This is a genomic window from Streptomyces niphimycinicus, assembly GCF_018883605.1.
GTDB classification, from domain to species: Bacteria; Actinomycetota; Actinomycetes; order Streptomycetales; family Streptomycetaceae; genus Streptomyces; species Streptomyces niphimycinicus.
Window position 1 is genome coordinate 1 of record NZ_JAHLEM010000914.1, and the last position, 928, is coordinate 928.

Consider the following 928-nt stretch of genomic DNA (forward strand, 5'->3'; position numbering starts at 1 on the left):
CGAGGTCCGGCTGGACGACGACATCAAGCCCGGCGCCGGAGAGTTCGCCGTACACCCGGCGCTGCTGGACGCCGCCCTGCACGCCCTCCACGGCCGTGAGGGTGCCCAACTGACCGATGTCTGGCAGGGCGTCCGGCTGTACGCGGAGGGCGCTTCCGCGGTGCGCGTACGGATCGCGCCCGCCGGAGCCGACACGGTGACCCTGGCGCTCGCCGATGCCACGGGCGAGCCGGTCGCCGCCGTCGACGGTCTGCGCTGCCGTCCGCTCCCCGACGACCTCACCGGCGACGCGGACGTGGCGCGGCAGAGTCTGTTCCGGCTCGACTGGGTGGCCCCGCAGACCACCTCCGCCGGTCCGGATGCCGCCACTCGCCGTATCGTCCTGGGCGAGGACCCGTTCGGTCTCGTCCCGGCCGGAGTAGCCGCCGCCTCCGCCCCCGATCTGGCCGCGCTGGGCGCGTCCGTCGAGGCGGGCGACACCGCCGCCCCGGAACTCGTCCTCGCGTCCTTCGCGCCCGCACCCGGCGGCCCGGACGAGGACCAAGACGTGGCCGGGGCCGCGCACCGCGCGGCGCGGCGTGCGCTGGCCCTGGTGCAGGGCTGGCTGGCCGATGAGCGGTTCGCCGACGCGCGCCTGGTGGTCGTCACCCGGGGCGCGATGGCCACAGGCGCCGAGGAGGGCGTCACCGATCTGGTGCACGCGCCCCTGTGGGGTCTGGTGCGCTCCGCCGAGACCGAGAACCCCGGCCGCTTCGTGCTCGTAGACGTAGACGTAGACGAGGCCGCAGGGACGGCTGAAGCCGCCGGGACTGCCGAGGCCGCTGGGTCCGGCGGCGCCGCCGAGGTCGCCGACACCTTCGCCGACGCGCTCTCCGACGCCCTGGCCACCGGCGAGCCTGAGCTCGCCCTGCGCGCGGGCCGGGCCCTC

At 76.4% G+C, this 928-nt stretch carries 1 protein-coding gene; it reads left to right on the forward strand.

Features of this window, described 5'->3' with window-relative positions; translation table 11 throughout:
• Positions 1-928: SpnB-like Rossmann fold domain-containing protein (locus KN815_RS45310; protein ID WP_216347631.1), on the forward strand; the 928-nt coding region annotated here is incomplete at both ends.